The organism is Pseudomonas sp. Irchel s3f7 (assembly GCF_900187615.1).
Classification (GTDB): domain Bacteria; phylum Pseudomonadota; class Gammaproteobacteria; order Pseudomonadales; family Pseudomonadaceae; genus Aquipseudomonas.
Genome location: NZ_FYDO01000054.1, coordinates 1 through 8346, shown reverse-complemented (window position 1 = coordinate 8346; position 8346 = coordinate 1). Strand labels below are relative to the sequence as shown.

The 8346-nt window shown below is 54.3% G+C and carries 9 protein-coding genes; 6 read left to right on the top strand and 3 right to left on the bottom strand.

All coding sequences use genetic code 11. The annotated features are described in order from the left end of the window. Both CKW19_RS27925 and CKW19_RS28675 read left to right on the top strand, forming a co-directional pair. Window positions 1-253: helix-turn-helix domain-containing protein (locus CKW19_RS27925; RefSeq protein ID WP_143500403.1), on the top strand; the 253-nt coding region annotated here is incomplete at its 5' end. Continuing rightward, entirely contained in the window at window positions 246-968 is a 723-nt protein-coding gene (locus CKW19_RS28675; RefSeq protein WP_143500401.1) for a hypothetical protein, read from the top strand. The genes CKW19_RS27925 and CKW19_RS28675, both read left to right, overlap by 8 nt. 389 nt (window positions 969-1357) lie before the next feature. Here the strand turns inward: CKW19_RS28675 and mobQ are convergent, their stop codons facing one another. Then, window positions 1358-3241: a MobQ family relaxase gene (gene mobQ / locus CKW19_RS27915; RefSeq protein WP_160012845.1), complete on the bottom strand. Its 1884-nt coding sequence runs from the start codon at window positions 3239-3241 to the stop codon at window positions 1358-1360. A 203-nt stretch (window positions 3242-3444) separates the two neighbouring features. Between mobQ and CKW19_RS27910 the strand changes: the two genes are divergently transcribed. From CKW19_RS27910 to CKW19_RS27900, 3 genes are all read left to right on the top strand, one after another. After that, on the top strand, window positions 3445-3735 hold the full coding sequence (locus CKW19_RS27910) for a hypothetical protein (RefSeq protein WP_095061736.1): 291 nt from the start codon (window positions 3445-3447) through the stop codon (window positions 3733-3735). Window positions 3736-4312: 577 nt separating this feature from the next. Then, window positions 4313-5002 carry a replication initiation protein gene (locus CKW19_RS27905; RefSeq protein WP_095061734.1) on the top strand — a complete coding sequence of 230 codons (690 nt, stop codon included), beginning with the start codon at window positions 4313-4315 and terminating at the stop codon, window positions 5000-5002. An 11-nt stretch (window positions 5003-5013) separates the two neighbouring features. After that, window positions 5014-5418: an entry exclusion protein 1 gene (locus tag CKW19_RS27900; protein WP_256580392.1), complete on the top strand. Its 405-nt coding sequence runs from the start codon at window positions 5014-5016 to the stop codon at window positions 5416-5418. A 1213-nt stretch (window positions 5419-6631) separates the two neighbouring features. Here the strand turns inward: CKW19_RS27900 and CKW19_RS27895 are convergent. Together CKW19_RS27895 and CKW19_RS29315 are read right to left on the bottom strand one after the other, a co-directional pair. Continuing rightward, window positions 6632-6880: a hypothetical protein gene (locus tag CKW19_RS27895; RefSeq protein ID WP_095061732.1), complete on the bottom strand. Its 249-nt coding sequence runs from the start codon at window positions 6878-6880 to the stop codon at window positions 6632-6634. Window positions 6881-7142: 262 nt separating this feature from the next. Beyond that, window positions 7143-7274 (bottom strand): hypothetical protein, encoded by a 132-nt coding sequence (locus CKW19_RS29315; protein ID WP_256580391.1) that lies wholly within the window; start codon window positions 7272-7274, stop codon window positions 7143-7145. A 769-nt stretch (window positions 7275-8043) separates the two neighbouring features. Between CKW19_RS29315 and CKW19_RS27890 the strand changes: the two genes are divergently transcribed. Beyond that, the coding region (locus CKW19_RS27890; protein WP_160012844.1) for a helix-turn-helix domain-containing protein at window positions 8044-8346 on the top strand (303 nt) is incomplete at its 3' end.

Here is an 8346-nt window from a genome sequence, read left to right as displayed (position 1 = left end):
TGAGGTCTACCCATCGCAAGACGCCATTGCCAATCGCATGGGCGTTTCGAAACGAACGGTACAACGCGCTATTGATCGCTTAGAATCTCTTAAACTGATTGAAGTAAAACCAACTCCAAGGGGGGGGAAGTACAATGGGCGAAACATATATAATCTGAAACCTCTATCTGCAATTTTGGAACAAGCAGCCCCTAATCTTAAAAATAGAATGGCTATGGCAAGAGAATGGAAGATGGACATAAGTAATGACTGAAGAAGAAATAAGAAAAATACTCAGTGGGCTTTCAATACCTCGCGTTTCCGTCTACACAAATTTAGGACTGCAACCAGAATCAAAAGCGTTAATAGATGCCTATTTCTCACTACAGGAAATGTCTTCACATTTTTTTGTGCCCATACAGATGCTTGAGGTTTGCCTTAGAAACTCGATCTACCATGCGCTTTGCAATAGATTTCCAATAGATGGTAATGGCAAAAAATGGTACGAATTGCTGCCTATTTCAGCGAATGGGAAGACAATTTTGCGGAGAGCCAAATCAAAGTCTGACGAGAATGCGAGACGTAAACGTCTGAAGGGTTATACGGAAGATGATCTAGTCTCTAATATAATGTTCGGGTTTTGGGTTCATATGCTTGAACCTATACACGCAGATCCTAAAAACAATCCTTACCACTTCTGGCAGTTCGAGCTAGATAATATCTTCCCAGGACGCAATGGAAAATCTGTAAAAAGTATTTTTCCTGAGCTTAAAAGGGTGAATTTATACAGGAATCGGTTATACCACCATGAACCTGTTTGGAAGGGTAAAAAAGCTCAAAATCTAAATCAAGCAATAGACTCTTTAGAGAGAGAGTATTCGAAAATTTTCGAAGTTATAGGGTGGTTATCTCCTGAGAAGGTTAGATATATGACTTCTATGGGTTATCGCACAAGGTTTGAAGAGTGCTGTAGGAAATATAAAAAATAGAGCATCTGTTCGCAGAACTACAATGAGAAAGCGGGCTCCAAGAATTAGCCCGCTTTGGGGATTAACCGAGGGCTCCCGCGATGATCGATCAACCCGAGAATCCAGAAGACGCGGCCCCTGAGGTCGACCTCCCCCCCCATCGTCTGGATGTCCAGCTAATGACCCAGCTATTGGAGTGGCAGCGGCACCCTGAAAAAAGTTTGGAGCCAGCCGGTCCACTAGCTGGGGCCGTCCGCTCAAATGGTTGGTTTGACGAAGAAGAGTAAGCCACCGGTCAAAACTCTACGGAAGGCCCCTGCCGCTAAGTAAAGAATGTTTGTCTTTAGCGCTGTTTTAAGCACTTAAAGGAAAGTTTTCTTTCCTTTAAGGAAGCTAACTCCAGACTCTCTTTAGCCAGGGCGTGGCCCACGCTTGGGCTTGTCTGGCCATGATGGATCCTGCAGTGGAACGTCGCTGTACTGCTCGAACGCCCGCACACGGCTCTCGACCATGCCCCGCAAATCGCTCGCAGCGTCCTGCCGGTGCTTCAGAACATCCAGCGCGGGCCACTGATCCGCATCCATGCCCCGCCATTTCCGGTTCTGTGTCTCTTGCTCCTGAATCACGCTGAGCGCTTCGTCCAGCTCGGGCTGCGCCGATTGCGGGCTTTTTTCGATCAGGCTGTGGGCCTCACGCAGTACGAGCTTCGTCGCCTCCAGCATCTCCAGTTTGCGCGCTCGGGTACAGTCGCTCTCTAGCCGCTGGGCCCGCTTCAACAAGCGCTCAGCATCACGATAAACCTGCACCAGGTCAGTTCCAGTCGGGCAATGCTCCAGCCGCTCGACCAGTTCCATTCTCACCCCGCGAACAGGATCGCGGCGCTCCGCATCCATGGAACGCTCCAACCCATGAACCACCCGCAATCTGTCCTCGATGTCCTGCCGCAGCTGATCGTCCCCGTAGTGCAACAGCAGCTCGTCTTCGATGCGACCTGGCTGCTTGGCCAACGTCGGATATTGCGCATCGATGCGCTCCAGCTCGGCACTCAGTTCACCGCGCTCGGCCTGCCACTGGAGGGCCTGCCCTCGTTCCGGCGACGTATTGAACCGCTCGGCAGCCTTACCAGCCACGCGATCTACCTCAAGCGGGCGATCCAATTTTTCGGCCATCCATGCCTTTTTAGGGTGTTCTGCACGCCATTGCTGCGCTTCTGCCTTGGCCTGTTCGGCCTCGGCTTTCAGCCGCTGAGCCTCCGCCACGAAGGGCGGGGGCGCCGCATTCAGGTGTCCGCGCAAAACCGCAGCCTTGGCCTTGGCTTGGTCGACCGCGTGCCTGGCGTCGCTGAGCTGACGGCGTAATTCGGATAAACGCCGGCCTTGTTCTTGGCGTTCTTGTTCTTGCTGCCGCGCAGCAGCAGCGGCTTGCAACGGGGCAAAATACTCGAAGTGGTAAATCTGCGCATCGAGCTGAGCCAGCTCTTGGCTGTCTCGGCGTAGTTCGTTCTCCTGGGCGAGAATGGACAGGGAAGGTTCAACCCGGCGGCTGGCCGCCCGCTTGGCCGCTGTGACGTCCGACCCTTCGTGCAGGGTCGGCTCCCACTGGGACGCCATAAATCGGCTTAGAGCGTCCGCATGTTGATCCAGCGGCAGCGGCCCTCTGTCGAATTTAGCCATAGCCGCAGCGGCCTGCTCGGTCTGACTGCGCATGTCGATGCGCTCATCGAGCCCAGCACGCTCCAACGCCTGATTGGTGGACTCTTCCACCATCCCCCTGATCCACCGCACCTCTGCCGAACTACGCGGCTTTACGTCCAGCTCGCGGGTTTTTTCGGTGAGTTGTCCGCTGGCATCCATCCGCCGGGTGGTGAACATCAGGTGCACATGGTGGTTACGCTGATCCCCTTCCGCCCCCGGCTGGTGGATCGCGGCCTCAGCTGCCACGCCGTAGCGCTCGACCATCGCACCGGCGATGGCGTCCACCAGTTCCCGGCGCTGCACCTGGGTCAGCTCGTGCGGTAACGCCACCAACAACTCGCGAGCGAGCTGGCTGTTCTTCCGGTTCTCGGCTGATTCGGCCTTATTCCACAACTCGGCGGTGGTCATGGTCGGTGCACCCTCCGGCAGATACATGGCCACATCCACCACACCACCATTGCGGGCCTTTGGCGTGTAATCGTGGATCAGCCCGGTGCGCTCGTCGGTGATTTTCTGGCCAGTACGGTACGCAGCAGCGGCAGTGGCCGAACGGCCACCACTTCTGCTGATACTCGTAACTCTGGCCGAACCAATCGCCACGCTGTTTTGCTCCTGATCTTGCTTTTGATTTGCCCCGTAGGGGACGCACGCAATCGAAGATTGCTAAAGTGCGCCCTTGCTTTGCTTCGGGGGGGTATGTGTCCGCCTATACTTTAATGTAAACCCACAAAATTCGCATCACCTGGATCGACTACAAGAGCACGGTATATGCTCATTTTTTTCATCACACTTGGACGGACTGAATGGCTAACGATCTGGAAGAACTTAAACGTAAACGGGATCAACTCACCGCCCGTATCCAGCAATCGGAGGCCCGTATCAAGGCGAACACCAAGAAGGATGATGATCGGGTCAAGGTGTTGGTCGGTGCAGCCATCCTCGACCACCTTCAGCGGACCGGATCATTTCCAGGTGGTGGACTCCATGATCTGCTGTCACTGATGGATGGGTTCTTGATCCGTCCCGCAGAGCGCAAGGCGATTTTGGGTGACGACCAGCAGGGTTCTGAGGCGTTGCGCCGTTGCGCCGTGTGATCGGCATTCAGGGGCGCTGTCGCGCAGGAGGGGGGGGAGTCCACCCCTAAGAACGGTTACCAGGCGAGCGAAGCGAGCAGGGCGAAGCCAGCGCCGTGAAGGAGCGAAACGCCCTTGCACAGGCTAAAGCCATGCGCGCAGTTGGGAGGGCGTGCAGGGACTGGAGGGGCGCATGTTGGATTGCTGCATCATGCCCTTCCTTTCGAGTGGCCGGTCAGGCGCACTTAGATGGGTACAGCTCCCAAATCCCTTGTACTGCTGGAGCCCAATCCTCACCGGCTCGAATCATCTCTTTTAAACCTTGTTTTTCTTGTTTTTACTTGTTTTCGTCTTTTTAACTTATTGTTTTTAAAGGTTTTTTTAAATAGTTCGGGGAGAGATTCCGGGTTTAAAGGGGAGAGATTCCGGGTTTAAGGGGGAGAGATTCCGGGTCGATGGGGGAGAGATTCCGGCTGTTATCCACAACCGTAGCCGGGGAGCAGGTTCTCTTTCCCCTTTAACAGGGAGAGGGTGTTGACTCTCTCCCTCTCCCCTTAATACTCTATGAGGGAGAGATTCCGGGTATTAAGGGAAGGTAATGGTCGATAACAAGGTCACGCAGTCCAACAAGCTCGTTGAGGCCTCACATACGCTGACGCTCAACGAGAAACGCTTGGTGCTCTGCGCTGCGTCGCTAATCGACCCGCGCAAGCCGCTGCCCAAGGATGGTTATCTAACCGTTAGGGCCGACACTTTTGCCGAGGTGTTTGGCATCGATGTCAAACACGCCTATGCGGCGCTAGACGATGCAGCCACCAGGCTGTTCAACCGTGACATCCGTCGGTACGTAAAGGGCAAGCTCGTGGAACGCATGCGATGGGTCTTCCATGTGAAGTACAGGGAAGGCCAAGGCTGCGTCGAACTGGGCTTCTCCCCCACGGTGCTCCCCCACCTGACCATGCTGAACAAGGAATTCACCAGCTACCAGCTCAAGCAAATCGGCAGCCTGTCTAGCTTCTACTCTGTCCGTCTCTACGAGCTGATGAGCCAGTTCATCAAGCTCAAACAACGGGAATGCACACTCGCCCAAGTGCGAGAAATGCTCGATCTCGGAGAAAAGTACCCAAATGTCAAAGATCTGCGCCGTTGGGTCATTGATCCAGCTCTAGCCGAACTTAACAAAAACACCGATCTGGCAGTTACCGCAGAGCCTCGTCGGCAAGGACGGAAGATCGTTGGGTTCTCGTTTACGATCACCAAGAACGATCAGATGGCACTACAGCTTTAACGAGGTGGCACATGGCATGGCACACCATCACAGAGGCCCAGAAACTCACAGGGAAAAGCCGCCGTACGCTTTATCGCGATATGGCTACAGGCCGCTTATCATGGGAGCCTGAGGGTGATAGCGCTCGCCGTCTAGAGACGTCCGAGCTAATTCGCGTTTATGGAGAGCTGAAACCTCTGGCACAGCCAGAAGAGAAAAAACAGGCACACGCTGACACTGTTAATGGCACACCAGACACCGCTTTAATTTTGGCTGAACTTAAGGCATTGAGAGAAGAAATGGCCGAGCTTCGCCAAGCAATGCGTTTGCTTGAGTACAAACCTGACCTGCCACCGCCTGACACACCTGGCACAGCGGAGATCGTGCCAAATGAAAAACCGATTCCTTGGTGGCGCCGCTCCCTTTTTAGGCAATAACACGAAACGCAGAGGGCGCGCCTGCGCCGTCAGGGCATCTTTATATGCCGTCCATTTCCGTCCCAGGGAGCTTTCAGCCCAAGAGATAAAACAGCGTTTATTCGTGTATGTCCTGGCTCCAGCGGCGGATGCAGACCGCTCTAGCCCTGCCGCACAGCTCCATTTTGCAGGGGCTGGACCTAAACCATGGTCATTCATTGGCAATGGTTTAGAGCCAAGAGATAAAACAGCGTTTATTCGTGTATGACCTGGCTCCAGCGGCGAATGCAGACCGCTTTAGCTCTGCCGCACAGCGCCATTTTGCAGGGGCTGGGCCTAAACCATGGCCATTCATTGGCAATGGTTTAGAGCCAAGAGATAAAACAGCGCTTATTCCTATTGCAGCGTAAATACGGGGCCGCGCCCTGGCCTTCGAGCCTCACAGCTCAAGCCACCTGGCGGGCTTTTTCATGGAGCAAAAAAAACCGCTCCAGCCGAAGCTGAAGCGGTCCATCCTGCCGACCTTATTGCAGGTCGTCGAAGCGATCCCGCAGCAGTTCAAAGACGTGATGCACACGCACACAAACCACCACGAAATCCCACGCATGTTTTAAAACCTTCAACATGCTTGGCCCTCCCGTAGTTGGGCCAGACCTCCAGCGCGCTTATCCCGGAACACGCACGCCTTTTGGAAACACACCACGCGTTTCCTGTGAGGTGGCTAAGCCTGTGACCTCTCTCTAATCCGGCACGGATTACTAGGCCCGTGTGGAGAAGTCCGGATTCACGTTGAACACCGCGTGAATCTGGCCTGATGTTAACGAATTTTTTTGCGCTGTGGTGCGGCGAAGCGGCTCATAAATCGGTCGACGAGAAGGGTTTTTCGGTCAGAGCTAGCATTTACGCGGCTTTGGGCGATGTTGACGGGTAGAAGATTTTTTTCTGTTTTTTTAGGCAGGGTTATTTTTGCTCAAGAAACAGCCAAAAAAGTCGCCAGCCCTTGCCCACCGTGGGCTCTGCGCGCTGGTATCAAACTGATACCAGACAGACGCTAGATAGACTTCACACACCGTCAATCGTTAATTATTGCCACTGCAAGTGCCACCTTGTAATCTCTTGTCCACACCACGCGTTTCCTGTGAGCGCGCCGGACCGGCCACTAACCGGACTGGCAACGAAAAAGCCGCCCTCCTAAGGCGGCTTTTTTTTGCCCGAAATTTGCCGGCGTGACGCGTCACAGCTCGACGGCAAACCCTCTTAAGCCAATCCCATCAGCAAAGCGCCCGACCGCCGTCAAGCTCGCCCAGGTGCGCACCCGCTCGCGCCGCGAGCGCACCGGCACCCAGCGTGCGCCGCTGCCCCCGAGGCGGATCGACAGCCCCCAGTCGGGGCCGCCGTTGACCTTGGCCACCAAGCACTCCCTGACCGCTTGCTGTTCGACCAAGGCGCGCAACACCTCTTCCTGAATGCCTTCGCCGATCATTGCTCCAGCACCATCGCCCGCAGATCCTCCAGGCGCAGTTCAAAGTAAGGCGTGACGGGTAACGGCATCGGGGCTTTTCCTTTTCCAGTGAGTGGCGGTCACTGCGTAAAACCAGTGACTGGGGGTCTGGCGTACCAGTGTATGGGGTTGTGGTAGCCGTGACCAATAAAAAAGGAGGCCACCCTGGTGCCAGGTGTGCCCCCCTCTTTTACATAAGTGGCGTTATTCGTAACGCGTGGGCCGTCCGTGGGCCCTGCGCGGCTTAGCGGTGTTCGATCCCGCTCCACGGATCATCCGCCGCCTTGCGCGCCTTGTAGCGCTGCCAGCCGCGCAGCAGGTTGTAGGCCAGCACCAAAAAGCCAGCGGCCTTGAGGAAAATCAGATCATCAGTCATCGCATTGCTCCTTCCCGGCGCTTTGTTATGGGTTTAGTGGGCCGGGTAGATACAGCTTGCCCGGGGAGCAACAGCGCTGACAAGGCGGCAACCTGGGCAAAGTCAGGTATACAACGCGCAAAACCCTTGGCCCGGTTGGTTGAAACATATTTTCAGAGGGAGCTTGCTTCACAATCAGTCGTGGCGACCGACGCCGCCACGGGAAACCCAAGAGGACGGCAGAAAGAGGACTTTATAGGCAATTATGGAAAATTATGGACAATTATAGAGTGATTATAGAAGCCCCCCTCAGCGAGCCTCGGCAGCACAAACCTCTACTTCTAGGCCTCGCAAAATGAGCCTTATGCGTACCTCAAGGTCTTTGCCGGCAAGCTAAAAGTTTGCGCATGCGCAAACTTTTTACAGGGCGTGCGTACACGAAACTCCGGTCCGAGGGATCGAAGGCCAGGGATGAAATTAGCTGGCATGGAGTCCGGTCAAGCGCGAATGATTACGGGCTAGCGAAGCGTCACGCTAGAAAAAGCGGGGGGCTAGAAAAGGAAAAGCCCACCCCCTTTCAGGGGTGGGCTTTATAAATCCCGCCGTTGCGATCTTTATCCAATTCAGGACAGCCGATGGCAGGGCTAACAGTTCGATTTCACTAGTTTCGTGAAGCCGTGGAGTAAAGATAGACCATTAATAATGTAGTGATAAAGGTGCGCACATGTCACCCTATATGTATATTCATGGTGTGTGACTGTGTGTCATCATGCTTTTTTGGGGAATTTGTATGAATAGGCGAATTTCGGAAGCTGAGCTGGAAGCAAAATGGGGGAAGTCTGCGCTGGCTTTAGGATGGACCCCAGTCCCTACAGCACTGTTATTTTTACAAAGCGAGCTTGGTATGAGTGCGATAGAGATGAATACGCTGATTCATCTTCTTTCTCACTGGTGGAAAGTTTCAGATGAGGTCTACCCATCGCAAGACGCCATTGCCAATCGCATGGGCGTTTCGAAACGAACGGTACAACGCGCTATTGATCGCTTAGAATCTCTTAAACTGATTGAAGTAAAACCAACTCCAAGGGGGGGG